A 20,091-nucleotide genomic window follows, 5' to 3' on the forward strand; every position below is an offset into this window, starting at 1 on the left:
ATGTTTGCCTGACATAATTTTTGTTATCTTGTGAATGATATTTAACTATGCTGGTTACCATATTTCATTTACTCAAAACCGGCAAAGATAAATGTCGCCGACCGGCAAAGATAATTGTCGTTCAATAATAGATGGTATATTTGCTAGGGATATCTGCATTAACATAAATAAGCACACCACTGCGATTATCTGAGCCACTAATACCCCAGTTGGTCATTGGTGTGTAAGCAAGTGAGCTTGATGTTTGAATGTTGTAGCTAATGACAGATTTATCATGCTTTGATTGTGCCAAATTAAGCTGTTGTAATGAATTAAAATAACGATTGCTAGTACTTGCATATTGTGAATAGTATTGGGTATTACGATTCATCTCGCTACTAATGCCTAAATCATTGTGATAATCATTGCCTGTAAACTCTTTGCCAATATTGAGTTTAATGTTTTCCTCTCTTTGTACTTCTTTTTCACTTTGTTGACTTACTTGTCCTTCAAGACCTGCTGCCATATACCAGCCACTTTGCGTACCAAAGCTCCATGTTAATTGTAAGAAGGCGCTTTTGTTGCTTGCTGAATGATCTAAAGATAATGAAAGCGTTAAGTTATTGTTGTCTCCAAAGCTCAGCGTTTTAGCAATATCAAAACCAATATCATGTTGGAAGTTATTATCGACATAGGCATAGCTTAATGAAGTTGTGAAATTAATATCATGCCAATTAAAGGATAATGATGTGCCAATATTTGTGTTACTTGTTTGAGTGTCTTCAAAATACTGATTAATGTAGCTGCTACTATTTTCTTTAACCCAGATTTGTCGAAAGAAAGTATTTAATGTTACACCTGATACGTTACCTGCAACAGAGAAAGCAAGACCCAAATCACCAAAATTACTTACAGCAAATGAGTTATAAAAGCTTAAATGTGATAGCTCCATCATCAGCATAAATTCGCCAATGGCTTCTTGCTGGTTAAATACTGTTACGTGTTCACCAATACCAAAAGACTTGCTTAAGCGCTGTTTGGCTTCAAAAGTCAACACACTAAGATCGGTTAATGTAGGGAAAATAGTCCCAGAAACAAGCTCAGCCAAACGTCCATAGCTAATATAGTAATTTGGTAAAGTCAAAAGTGGCAGGGCATTGGTCTTAATAAAATAAACTTGTTTATTAGAGGTTTGATTGGTCAATGTGCGTGTCTCAAGGCGCAGCATATAAGCGCCTGATGGAAAGCTGCGTGTATCAAGAAAGTGATTTCCCGGTGGAAAGTATTGGGTATCGATTAAGGTATTACCACGATAAACATCAACATAACTAGGCACAATGATATTAACTTCAACCGGTGTGGCAATTTGCTCATTTAAGTTAGTCAGAAGCTCAAGATTAGTTTGCAAGCTGGCTCCGGCAATTTGCAAGCTTGGGATAATCATTGTGCCGACAGTGTCTTGTAAGCCAAGCGATAGGTGGTATTGCTTATGGCGCCAATTTAGATCAAAATCACGAAATTGAAACTGCTTAATTGGTGGCTGTCCTGGGGTGACGGAATAGGTGAAGTTATCCTTGTAGTCTAAATGCCAATTACCATAACCTAAGTAACCGTTGTGATTTAATGCCATTGAGTGATTTTGATCATTATTGCCTGAAACACCAAGTTGAAATAGATTAAGTGTGCCAAAGCCTGCCGTTGAATCTTGTAGAAATTTAGCAGGAACAGCATCTTGTGCTAGAAGGTACTTGGGATTAATAAAAAGTTGCGCGCGATAATTATTGCGATCAAAAATAACGCCCAATGTTTGTGGGCGAATAAAGCCGCAATTGGGACCATTGCTACAATTACGTTCGGCATTGGTTTTTTGTGGTGATGATATTTCCTCTAGTAGCAAATGTTGGGCAGTTTTCGCAATATACGGTTTAAGTTTTTGTAAAATAAGATCGGGCTCATCAAAGGTGATTTCATCATCGTTAAACGTTGCCGTGGTTTCTACTAATTTTTCCTTACCAAAGACAATGGTCACAAGACTCGTTTCATCATCTTCAATAAAGTCTTCAAAGCCAGGCGGTAAATCAGATGCAACAGCTATTTTGGGTGTCATGCCTATAACTAGACAATGGCTTAATAGCAGAGCTAGGTATATGGAAAAGCGTTTAATTTTCTTCTTTCTACAATAGGTCTGACAAGTAGCCATAATTTATCTGCTTTGCAGAATCAATGACAGCTGATAACGACCAGCTTTGGCATTTTGAATCCTATATTTAGAGAACTTAATGGCGATGCTTTCATAAAGTTGGCATTCATCAAAACTACGGTTATTTGTTTGAATACCTTGAATTTGATTATAGGGCATCACTACTTTATTAATTAGAATTTGATAGGAGAGATTACCTTGGTTATTTAATCCCTTAGCAATGAAGCCGCCTTCATTTGTGGTAATGCGCAAAGGAAATTGTTTATTACCTTTGTGATAAGCGCAGAAAGTGCCTAAAGGAATAACTTGATCCCGACCCTTAGTGATCATATCTGCACTGATAACAATTTTTTCATTAAGTGCGAGATTGCCAACCACAAAACGAGGTGTTTCTCGCTCTTTTTTAGCTGGACGCTCATAGTGTTTAGAGTTGTTTTTAAACTGATAGGCCGTTAGTGTTACAGGGATAAAAGCGAAGATAAGTAAAACAAAAGCAAGGTATCTGCTTACAGTTGTCATCTAACCTCCCGTAATTATTCTTGATTATTAGCTAATTGCAATGTTGGCAATATAATGGATGGAGCCTTGAACATCAATACCTGCTGCATCATCGGCAACTTCAGTTTTATCATCAGCTGATTTTTTATATTCGCTAATGACTAATTGTAGTTTCATTGGTTCAGTGATCTTACCTTTTGCGCGCACGGAAATACGCTTATTATTACCAGCGCCTAAATTACGAATTAATATCGGGCTAATAATAACAGGAAGTTTTTTTAGTTCACTGTTGCTGTAAGTAATAATGTGTTTAGGATCTGTCACGTTTTTGACTTGTACAATAAAAGTACCGCTTTCATTGCCGATATTGGTTAGTGGAATATAATCACGTTTTACTTTTTGGTTGATAACAATATCGGATTTAACAACATCAAGTACAGCACCCGCAAAGAGTGAAGATGTACTCATGATCAATAATAAAAGACTTGCGATTATGCGCGTTAATTTCATGACTTATTCCTTTTTACTAAGTTTATTGCAAGCGGTATATAAATAACAAAAGGGATACTCAAAAAGATATCCCTTATGCTTTTATTTATGTACTGAAAAATTTAATTGAATATGTGTTGTTAGGCAACACTTAAATTCAAAGAGGCATTATATGTCCCAGCCTTTGCATTGCGAATATCATCACCTTTAAATGTCATAGAAACAGCTTCTTTGGTTTTGCAGCCTGATGGTAAATCATTAGCATCAACAACTAATTCATTCTTACCATAATTTACCGCAGTCTTGTTAATAACAAGTGTGTAAGGTAGCTCGCCTTCACCTTTAGTGCCGACAACCGCAAATTTCTTCTCATTATTTGAAACATCAACGGTTACTTTGCCATCTTTATCATTGGTGTATGTGCAAAACTCTGCCAAGTCAAAAGTTTTGTCTTTGCCCGCAGCAACGTCAGCAGCTGAAATAACAATCTTCTGATTCATACTTAGATCACCAAGAACGCTTTTTGCTTCAACAACGACTTCAGATTTACCTGCCTCAGCAGCAAAAGCTGAAGTAGATAACAATGCGCCTACTGTAAATGCTGCAACTAAAACTTTCTTCATAAATTATGCTCCTTTATTTATTGATTACTTTCCTTTAAGGTTTTGGCTAAAAACCTAACTAGTTGCATCGAATTAATGATCACTCGTTGGTAGCAACGCGCTCATTATTACTTAGGTTTATTACTTTTGTAAAGTAATAACAAACAAAAAAACATCGATACTACGTTTGACAGTGCACGAAGCGCTGTGAAAAGCACGAGTAATCAGTTACACTGCTGTTGCTTTAGAAATTAAGTTAACAACAGGAAATATTGACAGTTATGTCAAACAAGATAAAAAGATCACTTTATCAGGAAAAAGATTATTATCGTGGTGTGTATGAGTCACATCCAAAAGCGCATTTTTCTGCCTTTCGTCGCGATTATGCACGTGTCATTCACTCAGCATCTTTTAGACGCTTACAAGGGAAAACACAGATTTTTCCTTGTTCTGAGAGTGAGTTTTTTAGAAATCGTTTAACGCATTCGCTGGAAGTGGCGCAAGTTGCCAAATCCATTGCAACAGGACTAAACTCACGCTTTAATTTGGATTTAGATACCGACTTAGTTGAAACAGCAGCCTTGTGTCATGATATTGGGCATCCACCTTTTGGGCATAATGGAGAGAAAGCATTACATGCTAAAATGCGCGAGTTTGGTGGTTTTGAGGGAAATGCGCAAACATTAAGGTTATTAGCAAAAACAGAGAAAAAAGTGTTTAAAGGCGAAGGTCCCATTCATTCAGGTAAAGATAATCGTTTTGGCTTGAATTTAACGCATCGCACCTTAGCAGCAACCCTTAAATATGACAAGGAGATTCCAAGTTATATTATCAGCTCAAGTGAGCGACCGATAAAAGGGTATTACGCTAGTGAAAAGGCGATGGTTGAGAAGATTAAACAACATGTGCTTTTTGGTTACCCTCCAGATGCCTTGCATGGGCGCAAGTTTAAAACGATAGAATGCTCAATTATGGACTTGGCAGATGATATTGCCTATTCGACCTATGATATTGAGGATGCGTTCAAAGGTGGTTTTTTAGATCCATTATCAATGGTTAATGCGGAAGAAAAAGTACTGATACAAGTACAGCAGCAAGCTGAGCTTGATGGACTTCATTTATCAATCGCAGAGATTAAAGCGATTTTAAAATCAATATTTGAGGGAATTATTGATTTTGATGCTAAGTTTGATGATGTTTATCAGCAGGCAAAGAAGCTAGCTAACTCAAGCTATTTACGTACAAAATTTACCTCTAATCTTGTACATTACTGTATTTCACACGTATCACTTAATTATGATGAAGTTTGTCCGGTATTATCTTCGGTTTCTCTGGAGTCAGACGTTTATAAACAAGTGGAGGTGTTGAAGCTTTTTGTCTATTTTACGGTGATTAGCTCACCTAAGATGAATGTTGTGCGTTATCAAGGGCGTGAAATTATCTCTTCATTATTTGATATCTTAATTAATTCACAGAGAGAGACATCCCTTTTACCTGAAGATGTCGGTGAGATTTTTTATGCTTTTGATTCGGATGATCAGGTGAATCGCGCGCGGGTGATCAGTGATTTTATTGCAAGTATGACCGATCGCTATGCAATTGAGCTACATAATCGCTTAACATCGTCATCTGTGCAAAGCATTTTTAAACCGGTTTAAGCTTTTCTCGTTTATGTATATCAGCGCACTTAATATCTTTCAGTTTCGTAATTTAGCCAATGCCTCATTAGCACTGCATCCGCGTGTAAATATGATTTGTGGGCAAAATGGTAGTGGCAAAACCTCTATTTTGGAGGCGATTTATTTTTTATCAATGGGACGCTCTTTTAGAAGCTCACAATTGGCTCGAATTATTGAGCATGAAAAAGATAATTTCCAACTGTTTGCTAAGTTCTATAGTGGATATGAATTAAGTGACTCAAAAGAAAAGACGCTTGCGAGCATGCGTGATAAACACAGTAAAAGTATCGTGAAATTAAATGGTGAGGACGCGCAATCACAAGCACAGTTAACGCGTGCACTTCCTGTGCAATTGTTTAACCCTGAGAGCTTTAGCTTAATCAATAGTGGCGCACAACAACGCTCAAAATTACTAGATTGGGGTGCTTTTTATCACAAACCTGAATTCTTAACGTTATGGCAGCAATCAAAGCGTTTGATTAAGCAACGTAATGCGGCACTAAAGCAAGGTTATCCATTGAGTTATATCGAGATTTTAGATCAAGAGCTTGTTGCTAAATCAGAAAGTTTAGATCAAGCACGGCTTGAATACTTTGAGATTTTAATGCCTAAAGTGATGACAATTCTTAAAGAGTTTAACAGTGATCTTGCTATTGATATGACATATTATCGTGGTTGGTCACAAGACAAAAGTTTGGCAGAGGTATTGACATCAAGTTATGTCAGTGATTCAAAAACAGGGGTCACAAGTCATGGTGTACATCGTGCGGATTTGCGCTTTAAAGTTAAAGGGCATCCAGCGCAAGATATTCTCTCACGTGGACAGCAGAAGATTTTAATATCAGCGTTGAAGTTAGCGCAAGGTGAGATTTTTTCAAAAGAACATCAAACCGGTTGTATTTATCTTGTAGATGATCTTCATTCAGAGCTAGATCAAGTGCATTTACAAAAAGTGCTAAATAAGCTGATGCATATTAATGCACAAATCATCATGACAGCAATTAAGCTTGAGCATTTACAAAGCTTATTAAACGGTATTGAGTTTGCGCATTTTCAGTTAAAAGATAATGTTTGTGAGAAAATGGATTAGCAAATAAATGCCAGTCTTTTGTTACTTATCTTCTATGCTATGGCATATAATTATTGCCAATAGAATATGCGACAAGATGTTAAAGAGGTCAAAGTGAATTACAAACGTTATCAACGTCATTTTCCAGTTATGGGGATTGAAGGGCAGCAAAAATTACAAAATGCGCGAGTTTGTATTATCGGTTGTGGTGGTATTGGTTCGCCAGTGTCGATGTATTTGGCTGCAGCTGGTGTAGGTACGCTTGGGCTTGTTGACTTTGATGTGGTTGAGTTATCTAATTTACAAAGACAAATATTATTTACCGAAAATGATTTAGGCGTTGCAAAATCAACAACGGCAGTAAAGCATTTATCTCAAATTAATAGCGATGTTGAGTTAATTGAATATAACGAGCGCTTAGATTTCAGGCGTGCTTGCGAGATTTTTGCCTCATATGATTTGATTATCGATGGCAGTGATAATTTTCAAACGCGTTATGCGGTAAATGATGCATGTTGTAAACTTGGCAAACCTTTTATTAGTGCCAGTGTGCTTAAATCACAAGCACAGTTAAGTTTCTTTGATCCTATAGAGTCTTGTTATCGTTGTTTATACCCATCACCTCCTCCGGCTCACTTAGTTCCAAATTGCTCAGAAGCAGGTGTGCTAGGTGCCAGTGTCGGTGTGGTTGGCACGATGGCAGCAAATATGGCAGTGAATTTCTTTTTAGGCAAAGAGATTAAGCAACATTTAATGATATTTGATAGTGATGCATTAACTTGGCAAAGTTATGGATTTAAACGCAATCCAAATTGTAAAGGCTGTGTTACCCATGATTTTGGTCTTGAGCAAAACAATAATACAGTAATCGAGGTGCAAAAGGCATATCAGCTTGATCCAGAAGCGCTGATTATCGATGTGCGCGAAGGGTGGGAGCTTGATATTGCTTCTTTAGATGTTAAAGTAGAGCACTTACCATTAGCACAAGTGATGCAAGACTCTGTATTAGAGAATGTGAATAAAGCGCAAAAGATCATTGTAATTTGCAAATTAGGCGTTAGAAGCCAAAAGGCCGCACAAAAGCTCATTGAGCTTGGCTTTGAAAACGTCTATAACTATGAAGGTGGCATTGCTCGTTACTTTGAAGAGCAGCAAAAAGAAATATGTTATTAGAGAGTAAACAGAATAATAATCACATAAAAGGAAGTTGATCTATGGAAAAAGATTACTATCAGCTGTTAGGGGTGGCAAAAACAGCCTCAGATGCAGAGATTAAAAAAGCCTATCGACGTTTAGCTAAGAAGTATCATCCTGATGTGAGTACAGAGGCGAATGCTGAAGAAAAATTCAAAGAAGTGCAAGATGCTTATGAAGTATTGAAAGACAATGAAAAACGTAAACTATATGATCAATATGGTGCCAATTGGCAGCATGCCAAAGCCGGTGGCTTTCATCAAGGCGGCAATACACATCAAGGACATAGCAATCGTCAACAGCATTTTTATCAAGATAGTGATTTCGGTGGCTATGAGGATATTTTTGGTGAGTTTTTCCGTCAGCAACATAGCGAGCGCCAAGGCCGTAAGCAAGGTTTTGCGATGAACGGTCAGGATTTACATACTAAGGTTGAAATTAGTGTAAATGATGCCTTAACTGGTACAGAACGAGAGTTGCATTTTGCCTATCAAACGGTTAATGAAGAAGGTCGTATTGTTGAAAAAACAAAACGTCTCAAAGTCAAAATCCCTAAAGCCGTCGGCAATCACCAGCAAATTCGCCTAAAAGGTCAAGGAGAAGCAGGTGTTGGCGGTGGTTTAAATGGTAATTTATATCTTGAGATCATCGTCCAATCTGATAAACAGTACAAAGTGGTGGGCAATGATATTTATAGTCATATTCCCATAGCACCTTGGGAGGCAGCTTTGGGTGCTGAGATTAATATACCAACACCGCATGGTCAGATGAAGCTCAAGGTGCCAGAGCATACTCAAAGTGGCAAAAAAATGCGTTTAAAAGGCAAAGGCTTGGCAGAGGGCGATTTTTATGTGGTTTTAGATGTTATCCTACCACCTGCGGTATCAGAAGCACAAAAGGCTTTTTATCAAAATATGGCCGCTGAAATGGCGTTTGATCCGCGCAAAGATTTACTAGGAGCATAAAATGACAGAGATGATTATAAAAAGTGACTATATTAGCATTGTTGAGTTATCTGAAATGTTATGTGTGCCACAAACCATTATTATCGAATGGATTGAGCATGATGTAGTGAATGCCAAAGTGCAAGCGGATAGTTATTACATTGCAGCATATGACATTGTGCGAGCTAAATCAGCGATGCGTTTGATGCGTGATTTAGGCGTTAATCCATCAGGCATTTCCATTATTTTAAGCTTAAGAGAAAAGATAAAAGAACTAGAGGCGGTCGTTTCTGTAAATATATACCGCTCGTAAATCATTTTGCGGTGTTAGATGTAGAAGAAGTTTTTGATGTTTTTGGGTGATGGAACTGCAGGCAATAGCTGAGACTATTGGCAAAATTGCATCACCCAAAAGGGCATAAAATTCAATGACAGAAATGCTGTAAAATGGTTTATGGGCGGTATAAGCTAATCTCAGGCTTGTTTAGCTAAAAAATACGTACTAAAATGTCGCCGAACAACAGGGGTGCATTTTGCTGAGAAGGTTTTACCTAACCCTTTGTACCTGAACTAGTTAATCCTAGCGTAGGAAGTTGATAAAGTGTACAGTGTACATCTGCATATGCTTTTTTGTCTTCCTATGCGTATAAAAGAAAGCCAAGGGGGAGATCAAAGCGTGATCGGTCATATTAGCATTAACATATCATTTGTTATTTATTGCATTTATTTTTTGCCGCAGATTATTCATAACCAATTCAAACGTCAAGCAGGACATATCAGTCATGGTACGCATTTGTTGATGGTCGTTGCTAATGTTTTGGATCTGATTTATGGCTTTGGCTTTGATTTGCAGTGGCAATATCGCGCAGTCACAATGTTGACTTTGGCGTGTTTGTTATTTCAACAATGGCAAATATATCGCGATAGTAAAAGTATCGATCAGCAAAAGAGCAGACATGCTCAAAGCTATAATTTTCACATTTTATGCCTACTTATTATTGCTGTAGGTATTGCTTTGGTAAGTTTGCATAACTTAAACAATACAATGTTAGAAAACATCGGCTTTATCAGTATGTTTTGCTATGCAGTATATTGGTTACCGCAAATTATTAAAAATATGAAAGACAAAAATGCCACAGCATTTAGCGTAATTTTTCTGGTACTAAATGTGCTCGCACTTGTCTGTGATGAAATATCAGCATTAAGCTTTGGTTGGCCATTGCCGAGTATTATCAGCCCTATTGTGATTTTGAGCTTACTATTTATTATGGTTGGGCAATACTATTATTATCAACGCCTGAGAATGATTATTGATTAGTACGAAATTAGTGCTATATCAATTATTTTGATATACAAATCAAGAAACTTCAGTATGCTAGGCACTATTAATGGATCTAGTATAAGATAGTTTAAATATGGCTGTTTCTGAAGTAGAGCGCTATCAAGCAAGTAAAAAAGTCACCATTGTTGGGATGTTTGTTAATACCATTCTGGCGTTATTAAAAATGTTAATTGGTCTAGTGGGGGGATCGCCTGCATTATTCGCCGATGGCGTACATTCATTTTCGGATTTATTAAGTGATATTATGGTGCTTTTCGCAGCCAAACACGCCAATAAAGGTGCTGATAGCAATCACCCGTATGGACATGAACGCATTGAGACTTTGGCAACGGTTATTCTGTCAATCATTTTAATTCTAGTGGCATTACTCATTACTTATCATGCTTTAGCGAATTGGTTTTCGGGCGAGTTAATGATTCCTGATCAGTGGACAATTTATGCGGCTATTTTTTCAATTTTGGCCAATGAAGGGCTTTTTCGCTATACGATGGTCACGGCTAATCGCATTGATTCTGATCTTTTGCGTGCTAATGCTTGGCATAGTCGATCTGATATGTGGTCATCTGTTGTCGTACTTGTAGGCTTAATCGGTAGTATGCTAGGCTTGATGTGGATGGATGCATTGGCAGCAATTGTCGTATCTATTATGATTGGCAAGATGGGCGTTAAATGGTGTTATAAAGCATTGTCTGAGTTGGTGGATACCGGTGTTGATAATGAATTATTGCATCAAATTGAAGAAATCATTAGAAATGTTGATGGTGTTAAACATCATCACTGCTTACGCACACGTCAAATGGCAGGACAAGTGGTGCTTGATGTGCATATTTTGGTTGATTCACACATCACCGCATCAGAAGGGCATTATATTGCAGAACATGTTCGCGGTGCGCTCACCTTAGCAATTGATAATATTAAAGATATTACAGTGCATGTTGATGTTGCTGAACATCCTGAGGAGATTGTTAATCCTGAAGATATGCCACCAGCACGTAAAGAGATCTTGCAACAATTAGCAAACTATATTAACAAAAAGCATCAAAACGTCGATTTATGTCAAATTGAGATGTTTGTTTATTACTATCCTAAACGGATTGAGCTATACTTACTGGCGCCGGCTAAGGAGCTGGAAATATTGCGGTTAATTGATGTGGAGCGTTTTCAGATCGATGGTGTTAGATCAACTAATGTGAAGCTGTTTGGTAATAATCAATAATAAAGATGCGTGTATGCACTAAAGTGTGTGAATAATTGCTTTAGGTCAATCGCTATTTTTTGTTTATCAGGCATCTTTATATAACGAGTAAAAAATAAGGATGATGTAGATATGCATAGCTTGGTATTTGTGTTCTTTTTAGTGTTTTTTGGCGCGTCAGTCTTTGCGACGTTAGCACTCTATACACGACAAGCTATTATTGTTGCTTATATTGCTTTAGGTGTCATTGTTGGTCCACATTGCTTAGGATTTATTGCGGATACCACGACGGTGCATGAGATATCAGACATCGGTATTATGTTTTTGTTGTTCTTATTGGGGCTTAACTTAGAAATCAAAAGCATGATCAAAATGCTTGGTAAGGCGATGTTTGTTTGTATCACAAGTAGTGTGGTATTTATTGCAGCTACTGTGTTGATTTGTCATTTTTTTGGTATTGGCGCACAAGGTTTTATTATTGGAGCGGCATTAATCTTCTCAAGTACAATCATTTGTTTAAAGTTGCTACCAACAACGGCATTACATCATAAACGCATTGGAGAGTTGGTGATTGCCATTTTACTTATTCAGGATTTAATCGCGATTCTGATGCTTACCTTTATCAGTTTATGGTCATCACAAACCGACAGTTTCCATTTATTTTCATTAATTAAATTACTATTGGCATTACCGGTTTTAGGTGGTGTGGGCTTTTTGGCACAACGTTATTTTTTATTTAAACTCTTCAGAAAATTTAGCCGCTTTCAAGAGTATATATTTCTATTATCTATTGGCTGGTGTCTTGGTATGGCACAATTAGCCATTGTCTTTGGCTTATCCAATGAGATTGGTGCATTTATCGCCGGTGTTACTGTCGCAAGCTCACCGATTGCCAAATATATTTATGAGAACTTAAAGCCACTACGTGATTTCTTTTTGATATTGTTTTTCTTTTCAGTTGGTGCAGGCTTCCAAATTGCGCTATTGCCTTCGGTATGGGGCGTGGTGTTAGCATTAACTGTTTTAATCTTGGTACTTAAGCCTATTGTTCATTTTGTCACACTATGGCTTGTGCGTGAGACACCAAAAGAGTCTTTTGAGATTGGTATGCGCTTGGGGCAAGGCAGTGAGTTCTCTTTGATGTTGATTGCATTGGCGAATACTGCAGGTATTGCTACCGTAAGCTCTGAGATTATTGTTGAAGCGGTGGCAATTCTAAGCTTTATTGTATCGTCGTATATTGTGGTGTTGAGTTATCCAAGCCCAATTGCGGTCTCAGATCGTTTAAGAAGAGATTGATTAAAAGTATTACTCCTCACCCGCGCAGCGAAAGCTGCACGAGCAATCCCACAAGGGGAGAGGTTATTTCACGTTGGCTGAGCGTCAGTCGAAGTCATATATTTAGTGGCAACCTGATTCTTTACTGTTAACTGTTACTGCACAGCCTTTGCTACATCCTTTGTTTAACTCAAGTTCAAATCGAAATTTCTGTGAGAAATATTTCATCGCAAGTACCAGTAGAATCATATAGATAATAACACCAATAATCCAACTCAGTGCATGAAGTGGCGTACTTGCTAGTTGTGCTAATTGATAGACAATAACCGCAGCAACATAGGCAATTGAAGTACTCCAAAGTACTGACATCCATGCCCAGCCACGCGTTGCCTCACGTGCCATCGCACCAATGACTGAGGCACACGGAACATATAAAAGAACAAACAACATATAGGCAAATGCCGCAGCTAATGAACCAAAGGCAACAACCATTGAGCCCATTGCGGTTTTATCCATATTGGCATCTGCTTCATTTGCGGCAAATGGATTGATAAATGCGCTTAAACTCATGTTTTTGAAGCTGTCAACAGTATCGTGCCAAGAAGTGGCAATGCCACCCCAAAAATCAAACTTCTCACTCGCAGCATCGGCTAAACTTTGTGGTTTTTCTTGTGTATAAAGTGTATTTAAAGTCCCTACAACAACCTCTTTAGCTAAAGTGCCGGTCAAAAGACCAACCGTTGCCTGCCAGTTGTCTTCAGTAACCCCCATAGGTTTTAATACGGGTGTAATCGTGCGTCCAGTTTGCGCAAGGATTGAATCAGGTGAACCACCGGCAACCACAACACCATTGGTTTGAATACTATTTAAAGTACCAACTAAAACACAAATCGGGACAATAACCTTACCTGCTCTAAAGATAAAACGCTTTAAACGGCTCCAACTATTTAAGCCGATCGTTTTAAAGTTAGGTAAATGATATACGGGTAGCTCCATAACAAACGGCGCGCTTTTACCGGTTAGTAACGCAAATTTCACGACATATCCAGTAATAATGGCGCCTAAAATACCTACAATATATAAACTAAATACGATCAAGGCACTGTTTTGCGGGAAAAAAGCTGCAGAAAATACAGCAAAGATTGCTAAACGTGCACCGCAAGACATAAATGGTGCCATCATGATGGTCATTAAGCGATCGCGTCGAGTTTCTAATGTTCTTGTTGCCATAACGGATGGCACATTACAACCAAAGCCAACAATCAGTGGCACAAAGGCTTTGCCTGGTAGTCCAATCGCTTGCATAAAACGATCCATAACATATGCCGCACGTGCCATATAGCCGGAGTCTTCCAAAAACGATAAGAATAAAAACATGCAGCCAATTTGAGGGATAAAGGTCAAAACGGTATTAATGCCTAAACCAACACCTTGGGCAATCACAGCAACAAGCCACAGTGGCAAGCCAAGGTAAACACCTAAATGTGTCATGCCTTCAACAAATATGACACTTGATGTATTATCAAATAATGGTTGCAGCGCACCACCAATGGTAATCGAGAATTCAAACATTAAATACATGACAAACAAAAATACCGGAATACCTAAGTATTTATTCATGCATAACTTATCGATCATTTCAGTTGCTTTATGCTGTGAAACCTGTTGTGTTTTAGTGCTTTTATTAACGATATCAGCGATAGCTTGGTAGCGTGCACTTGATAGAGTAATATCAGCTGTGTGGTCAAGTTTGAGTGTGAGTTTTAATGCTTGTAAGCGATTAAAGTCAGTTTCCAGCAGCAAATGTTTAAGTAGATAGTTATCTTCAGCAATTGAAGTGCTTAACCATAAGCTTGGATAACTATAATTCGCTTCGGTAATTTGGCTAGTCAGTTTATTAATTGCTTCAGGGTAGTAATGAGTTAGATCATAACTAGAGGCATTTTGAGGCTTGAATAATGTAGTCTTTAATTCACTGATACCTACTTTTTTGCGTCCAATAACAGGGATAACTGTGCAGCCTAGCGTTTGTTCCAGTTTATGATAATCAATAACAATACCTTTTTTGCTGGCAACATCAATCATGTTAATAACGAGAATCAATGGAATACCCGTTTCCATTAACTGTGTGGTGAGATATAAATTACGCTCAAGGTTTGAGGCATCAATGACATTAATAATCGCATCAGGCTTCTCTTCAACGATAAAGCGTGCGGCAATTTGCTCGTCAATAGATGACTCATCACTAGCGGTTAAGGTATAAATGCCAGGTAAATCAACAATTTCTATGCGTTGGTTATTTAAATCAACTTTACCAACTTTTTTATCAACGGTCACGCCACTCCAGTTACCAACCTTTTGTTTAAGACCGGTGAGTGCGTTAAAAAGTGTTGTTTTACCGCAGTTTGGATTGCCAATAATTGCATATTTCATAAGGCTTGTACCTGCATGTAAAGAATTTCTGATTTACGTAATGACACAGAGAAGTTTTTAATCGAAATGTGATAAGGATTACCAAAAAGTGCTTTTTTGGCGATATAAAAAGTCTCACCAGGAATAAAGCCTAATGACAATAGTTTCTGCATATAGTTGCGTGGACAATTATCATTAAACCCAAGAATTTTATAAGTTTGTTTCGTTTTGATATTCATAAAGGGTAGGTATATCAATCAAAGGATGCTTGATTATAAACAGGTGTTTTGTTTAAGTCAATCTAACTGAGAAGGGTTATCATTTTTGTTTGGCAATTTCAGCAACCCGTTTTCCTAAGGCTTTTGCTAAGATAATCTCATCTTGAGAAAGTGGTTTATCGGAATTGATACCATTGTAATGACTCAAACCATAGGGCGTGCCACCAGTTTGCGTATTTTGCAGCGAGGGCTCACTATAGGGAATACCAATGAGCATTGCGCCATGGTGTAAAAGTGGCAGCATCATCGAAAGTAAGGTAGTTTCCTGACCGCCATGCAAGCTTGCTGTGGAGGTGAAAACAGCTGCAGGTTTGTTGATTAATGCACCTTTAAACCATAAATCACTGGTCGTATCGATAAAGTATTTAAGCGGTGCCGCCATATTACCAAAGCGCGTAGGGCTTCCCATAATAATGCCTGAGCAATTAATAAGATCCTCTTTGGTTACGTAAATCGCGCCGCTATCAGGAATGTCACTTTCAGTTTTTTCGCAATTGGCTGATACATTTGGCACGGTTCTAAGCTTTGCTTCTAAGCCACCAAGTTCAACGCCTTGCGCAATTTTCTCCGCCATTGCTTTTGTTGAACCGCCTTGACTATAATAAAGGACTAAGATGTTTTGCATAAAAAGGATCCTTATGACTAAGTTAATACAAAGCTATAGTAAGCGATTTAGCCACTTCTGGGTATCAGTGTTTAGGGAATATTTGCAACAAAACTGTTTAACCAAGGCATCCAGTTTGGCTTTGACAAGTCTTTTTGCCTTGGTACCACTTCTTATGGTGTCAATTTCAATTTTAAGCATGCTGCCTGCATTTAAAAGCATTCAAGGCGATTTTCAACAGTTTATTTTGCACAATATGTTGCCAAGCTCAGGTGAGGCCGTAAATGAGTATTTGAAGCTTTTTATGAAGAATCGTGCGGGATTGCCGATTACTGCAGTTGTGGTGCTTTTTTTCATTAGTATTATGATGATGCGCTCGCTTGAAAAAGTATTAAATGATATCTGGCAGGTCAAAAAAGAACGTCCCTTATCACAGGCTTTTTTATTGTATTGGGCGGTATTGAGCTTGGGACCTTTACTTGTTGGGGCAAGCTTAGGCTTGAGCTCTTACTTATTATCATGGCATTGGTTAAATGATGGGTTTAGTCAGCTGATAAGTTTTCTGCAGGTTTTACCTTTTGTTTTTAACTTCATTGCATTTACGTTTATTTATCAAGTCGTGCCATATACGCGTGTTAAATTCAAGCATGCGCTATTAGGTGGTTTGATGATGGCAGTTGTGTTTGATTTAGCCAAAAAAGTATTTGCATGGTATGCGCTAAACTTACCAACCTATGAGATGCTTTATGGCACATTAGCGATTATTCCACTGTTTATTTTATGGATTGCGATTTCATGGCAATTATTTTTATTAGGTGCTATCGTTGTGCGGATGTTAAGTGTGCCACCGGTGTTACGCGTGAAGCAAAAAACACCGCAATTTAGCTTGGCTATTGATGTGTTGCGTCTTTTATATATCAAGCAAAAAAGCAAATGTGCGATTGATAAAGAGGTATGTGCAAAAGATTTGTCACATATTGATTTAAAGCTATTAGATGCTGTTTTGATCGCATTAGTAAAATATCAATATATCAGCATTACCCAAGAGCAAAAATATGTTTTAAGTTGTGATTTATCACAAGAAAAACTCAATGATTTTTATCAAAATATGCATAGCTTTTTGTCACTTCAAGATGATCGCAATCAGGCATTAAATGGCTTAAGAAAAACCATTTATCAGCAAATGGACAAGCCTTTAATTGATTTTATTTCGAATGATCACTGACATTCAACAGCAAAGGGATTACACTGTGGCAATTGATGGTAAGGAGTGAAAACTTCATGGCAAAAACTTTTCTTTTCTATGATTTGGAAACAACTGGAATCAATAAATGCTTTGATCAAATCATTCAATTTGCAGCAGTGCGCACCGATGAGATGCTAAATGAAATTGAGCGTTATGAGTTTTTAATCAAATTAAACCCAGATACGATACCCAATCCTGAGGCATCGATTACTCATCATATATCGATTGAACAAGCCAATACTGGGCTTTTTGAATATGAAGCGATTAAAAAGATCTATGCATTGTTCAACACCCCTGAAACGGTGAGCTTAGGCTATAACACTTTAAGCTTTGATGATGAATTTTTGCGTTTTGCTTTTTTTAAGAATTTATTTCCAGCATATGATCATCAATATAAAAATAATTGCTCACGCATGGATTTATATCCAATAGTTGCTTCCTTTTATTTATTTGCCAATGAGGTGCTTAGTTGGCCTATTAATGATGAGAATAAGGTGTCATTGAAGTTAGAAGACATCAATGCGCAAAACGCCTTGTATACTGAAGGGCGCGCGCATGATGCATTAACCGATGTGCTTGTTACTTTGGAATTGGCGCGTAAATTAAGATCACACCAACCTAAAATGTGGGCGTATTTAAGCGCACGTTTTAATAAAACTGAAGATCAAAAGATTTTGTCACAATTGGATATTGGTCTACATATTAATGGTGAGGATTATCAGCAAGCTTTAATGATTTCAGGGCGCTTTGGTTATAATGAGCGCTTTATGTTGCCAGTACTTAATTTCGGGCAGCATTGGCATTATAAAAATCAGTGGTGCTTTTTACGCCTTGATTATGCTGAGCTGACCGAAGTGAATATTGATAATTTATCAGAGCATTTCTTAACGGTGAACAAAAAATGGGGTGACTTGCCACTGGTATTGCCTGCGAAAAAGCGCTTTTTAGCGCATTTATCACCAGAGCGTATCGCACTGATTAAACGCAATAAAGAATTCTTAATTCAAAATCCGAGCTTATTTGTAGATATTAAAGAATCTGCTTTAGATTTTAAATATCCAGAGGTCGAACATATTGACGTTGATGCCTCACTTTATACAGCAGGGTTTATGAATTATGCTGAGCAGGCATTGTGTGAGCATTTTCATCAAAAAGCAGTTGGTGACAAGATTAAACTAATGCGTGAGATGAATCGTGGGCTGTATGAGCGTGCATTACGTGTTATCGGTAGAATGGCACCAGATAAGCTAACACCTGAAATGCAAGGTGAGTTTCAGGAATACTTAGAGAAGGTTGCTAGCTTTGACCCTCAAAATATGCCTGTTGATTTTAAAGGCGGGCGTAAAGTCTCGATTCCTGAAGTTTATGAGCGTATCCAGAAACTGCGTGAAAGCGAACTTACTGAAGAGCAGCTGTACTTACTTGATGAGTTAGAGGCGTATTTGTCTTTGTAAAAAAACAATAACGTAGGGGCGTATTGCATACGCCCAATTTTGAAAAGGTAGGTAATAAAAATGTTGCAGTTAGACGCCAGTGGCTGGCTAAATAAAGCCAAGATTATAAAATCACCCAATTATAATGCGCGGCCAGATGATACAAATGTTGATTTGTTGGTAATTCATTGTATTTCCTTGCCAGAAGGGCAGTACGATAACCATTATGTTGAATCACTCTTTCTAAATGATCTGGATTGTAACTTAGATCCAAGTTTTAAAGATCTTAAAAACCTTAAAGTCTCAAGTCATTTTTATATTACAAGGCAAGGTGAGATTATCCAATTTGTTGCAACTGAAGATCGAGCTTGGCATGCCGGAGTGAGTACTTATAAAGGCAAAAGCAATTGCAATGATTTCTCAATCGGTATTGAGCTGCAAGGCACTGATAAAACAGTTTTTACTTCAGCACAATACACAAGTTTAATTGAGCTGACAAAAGCAATTATTACAAGATATCCTGCAATTAAAGATAATATTGTTGGGCATAGTGATATTGCGCCAACGCGCAAAACAGATCCAGGCATTGGGTTTGATTGGGCATGTTTTCGGGAATATATCTAACGATGGGTAGGTTAAGAATGAAAAAATCAAGCTTGGGTAAATGAGGTATTTCTATATAAAAACTTCCCGCCCATTATTGAGTTTGTATTTATGCTGGTTAGAAAGTTATTAGGATCAAGCTTACCTAAGAAAAGAACAGATGTATTATTTGGTAGGTTCTTAAAGCTCAGCATGGCGGAAGTGTCTGTAGTATAATCGCTTTTGCTAATAGTGAAATATACTAGCTTGATTGTTTGATGTTGGTCATTAACATATTGAAGTGTTTTTTGTTGTAAAGGATGATTGCCTATAGATGCGGATATGTTGACGTCAGAACTACCCAAAACAACATAGTATTCGTTTGATCTGTAAATATAAGGTGAATTACTTTGAAATCCTGATTCAGTCGTATTTGCAAAAATAGGTGGATTGAATCCTTTGCCATTATTGGATATCGTCACAGCTGATGTGAAGGTCGTCTCATCAAATAGATGTGTGGTTGATAGTTCATTTTTGTCAGGATCAAGATAATTATCTATACTACCGCCAATAATGACCGCATGATCACTGGTGTTTTCAACTTGCAAATGACAAGGTGTAAAGCCTGATGACACATTAAGCTCTTGAGGGCAATTATGGTTACTAAGCGTAATGTTTTTGCTTGATAAATAATCATTGACTGAAGTCAGAAAACCATTAGTTGGAATGGTAGTATTATTGCCAATGTTAAAATTATTCTGATTATAACTTAAATCAACTTGATGGGAGGATGCACCTTTTGAGGTAAGAGCAATGGGAGTGTTAGCACTTATTTTTAATAAAACGCCTGTGTGGGCATTATCCGTGGTGGCGCTGCCGCCACCTCCGCCACAACCAGATAAAACAAATATACTTGACAGCATTAAATACTTGTATTTTGTATTGATGCTCATTGATTTCATAATTCTCCCCTTTATATGTTGATCGTTTATGTAAATAATCATATCTTGGATATGCTGTGATCAATTATGAGGGGATTATGTGTTTAAATTATGTAATTTAATCAT

General features: G+C 37.6%; 19 protein-coding genes and 1 riboswitch. Of the genes, 11 read left to right on the plus strand and 8 right to left on the minus strand.

Features of this window, described 5'->3' with window-relative positions:
- Positions 1 to 121 precede the first annotated feature (121 nt).
- From IE867_RS08915 to IE867_RS08930, 4 genes are all read right to left on the minus strand, one after another.
- Positions 122 to 2,086: a TcfC E-set like domain-containing protein gene (locus tag IE867_RS08915; protein WP_192484375.1), complete on the minus strand. Its 1,965-nt coding sequence runs from the start codon at positions 2,084 to 2,086 to the stop codon at positions 122 to 124.
- 96 nt (positions 2,087 to 2,182) lie between these two features.
- Positions 2,183 to 2,698, minus strand: a complete 516-nt coding sequence (locus IE867_RS08920) for a hypothetical protein (RefSeq protein WP_192484376.1) — start codon at positions 2,696 to 2,698, stop codon at positions 2,183 to 2,185.
- A 27-nt stretch (positions 2,699 to 2,725) separates the two neighbouring features.
- Entirely contained in the window at positions 2,726 to 3,187 is a 462-nt protein-coding gene (locus tag IE867_RS08925) for a hypothetical protein (protein ID WP_192484377.1), read from the minus strand.
- Positions 3,188 to 3,306: 119 nt separating this feature from the next.
- The gene (locus IE867_RS08930) at positions 3,307 to 3,789 is read right to left on the minus strand and encodes a hypothetical protein (RefSeq protein ID WP_192484378.1); all 483 of its coding nucleotides are present in this window, start codon (positions 3,787 to 3,789) and stop codon (positions 3,307 to 3,309) included.
- 272 nt (positions 3,790 to 4,061) lie between these two features.
- Between IE867_RS08930 and dgt the strand changes: the two genes are divergently transcribed.
- The 8 genes from dgt (at position 4,062) to IE867_RS08970 (ending at position 12,490) form a co-directional block, all read left to right on the plus strand.
- The gene (dgt, locus tag IE867_RS08935) at positions 4,062 to 5,426 is read left to right on the plus strand and encodes a dGTP triphosphohydrolase (RefSeq protein ID WP_192484420.1); all 1,365 of its coding nucleotides are present in this window, start codon (positions 4,062 to 4,064) and stop codon (positions 5,424 to 5,426) included.
- Positions 5,427 to 5,439: 13 nt separating this feature from the next.
- A complete protein-coding gene (gene recF, locus IE867_RS08940; protein WP_192484379.1) occupies positions 5,440 to 6,537 on the plus strand; it encodes a DNA replication/repair protein RecF in 1,098 nt (365 codons plus the stop codon).
- Positions 6,538 to 6,630: 93 nt separating this feature from the next.
- Positions 6,631 to 7,689, plus strand: a complete 1,059-nt coding sequence (locus IE867_RS08945; protein ID WP_192484380.1) for a ThiF family adenylyltransferase — start codon at positions 6,631 to 6,633, stop codon at positions 7,687 to 7,689.
- Between the two features lie 41 nt (positions 7,690 to 7,730).
- Entirely contained in the window at positions 7,731 to 8,675 is a 945-nt protein-coding gene (locus IE867_RS08950) for a DnaJ C-terminal domain-containing protein (RefSeq protein WP_192484381.1), read from the plus strand.
- Between the two features lies 1 nt (position 8,676).
- Positions 8,677 to 8,967: a chaperone modulator CbpM gene (locus IE867_RS08955; protein WP_192484382.1), complete on the plus strand. Its 291-nt coding sequence runs from the start codon at positions 8,677 to 8,679 to the stop codon at positions 8,965 to 8,967.
- A 199-nt stretch (positions 8,968 to 9,166) separates the two neighbouring features.
- Positions 9,167 to 9,263: riboswitch (TPP riboswitch) on the plus strand.
- A gap of 31 nt (positions 9,264 to 9,294) precedes the next feature.
- Positions 9,295 to 9,972 (plus strand): PQ-loop repeat-containing protein, encoded by a 678-nt coding sequence (locus IE867_RS08960; RefSeq protein WP_192484383.1) that lies wholly within the window; start codon positions 9,295 to 9,297, stop codon positions 9,970 to 9,972.
- A gap of 97 nt (positions 9,973 to 10,069) precedes the next feature.
- Positions 10,070 to 11,212, plus strand: coding sequence for a cation diffusion facilitator family transporter (locus IE867_RS08965; RefSeq protein ID WP_192484384.1), 1,143 nt, complete (start codon positions 10,070 to 10,072; stop codon positions 11,210 to 11,212).
- 111 nt (positions 11,213 to 11,323) lie between these two features.
- Entirely contained in the window at positions 11,324 to 12,490 is a 1,167-nt protein-coding gene (locus tag IE867_RS08970) for a cation:proton antiporter domain-containing protein (RefSeq protein ID WP_192484385.1), read from the plus strand.
- A gap of 102 nt (positions 12,491 to 12,592) precedes the next feature.
- Here the strand turns inward: IE867_RS08970 and feoB are convergent, their stop codons facing one another.
- From feoB to wrbA, 3 genes are all read right to left on the minus strand, one after another.
- Positions 12,593 to 14,902: a Fe(2+) transporter permease subunit FeoB gene (gene feoB, locus IE867_RS08975; RefSeq protein ID WP_192484386.1), complete on the minus strand. Its 2,310-nt coding sequence runs from the start codon at positions 14,900 to 14,902 to the stop codon at positions 12,593 to 12,595.
- The gene (locus IE867_RS08980) at positions 14,899 to 15,120 is read right to left on the minus strand and encodes a FeoA domain-containing protein (RefSeq protein ID WP_192484387.1); all 222 of its coding nucleotides are present in this window, start codon (positions 15,118 to 15,120) and stop codon (positions 14,899 to 14,901) included. Before IE867_RS08980 ends, feoB begins: the two co-directional genes overlap by 4 nt.
- 79 nt (positions 15,121 to 15,199) lie before the next feature.
- Positions 15,200 to 15,784 carry an NAD(P)H:quinone oxidoreductase gene (wrbA, locus tag IE867_RS08985; protein ID WP_192484388.1) on the minus strand — a complete coding sequence of 195 codons (585 nt, stop codon included), beginning with the start codon at positions 15,782 to 15,784 and terminating at the stop codon, positions 15,200 to 15,202.
- 13 nt (positions 15,785 to 15,797) lie between these two features.
- Between wrbA and IE867_RS08990 the strand changes: the two genes are divergently transcribed.
- The 3 genes from IE867_RS08990 to ampD are packed head-to-tail and all read left to right on the plus strand — an operon-like array spanning position 15,798 to position 19,066.
- The gene (locus IE867_RS08990) at positions 15,798 to 16,988 is read left to right on the plus strand and encodes a YihY family inner membrane protein (protein WP_192484389.1); all 1,191 of its coding nucleotides are present in this window, start codon (positions 15,798 to 15,800) and stop codon (positions 16,986 to 16,988) included.
- Between the two features lie 56 nt (positions 16,989 to 17,044).
- A complete protein-coding gene (locus IE867_RS08995; RefSeq protein WP_192484390.1) occupies positions 17,045 to 18,463 on the plus strand; it encodes an exodeoxyribonuclease I in 1,419 nt (472 codons plus the stop codon).
- Positions 18,464 to 18,523: 60 nt separating this feature from the next.
- Positions 18,524 to 19,066, plus strand: a complete 543-nt coding sequence (gene ampD, locus IE867_RS09000; protein WP_192484391.1) for a 1,6-anhydro-N-acetylmuramyl-L-alanine amidase AmpD — start codon at positions 18,524 to 18,526, stop codon at positions 19,064 to 19,066.
- Between the two features lie 26 nt (positions 19,067 to 19,092).
- Here the strand turns inward: ampD and IE867_RS09005 are convergent, their stop codons facing one another.
- The gene (locus tag IE867_RS09005; protein WP_192484392.1) at positions 19,093 to 19,986 is read right to left on the minus strand and encodes a hypothetical protein; all 894 of its coding nucleotides are present in this window, start codon (positions 19,984 to 19,986) and stop codon (positions 19,093 to 19,095) included.
- Between the last annotated feature and the right edge of the window lie 105 nt (positions 19,987 to 20,091).

The sequence above is a fragment of the Cysteiniphilum marinum genome (assembly GCF_014857925.1).
Classification (GTDB): Bacteria; Pseudomonadota; Gammaproteobacteria; order Francisellales; family Francisellaceae; genus Caedibacter; species Caedibacter marinus.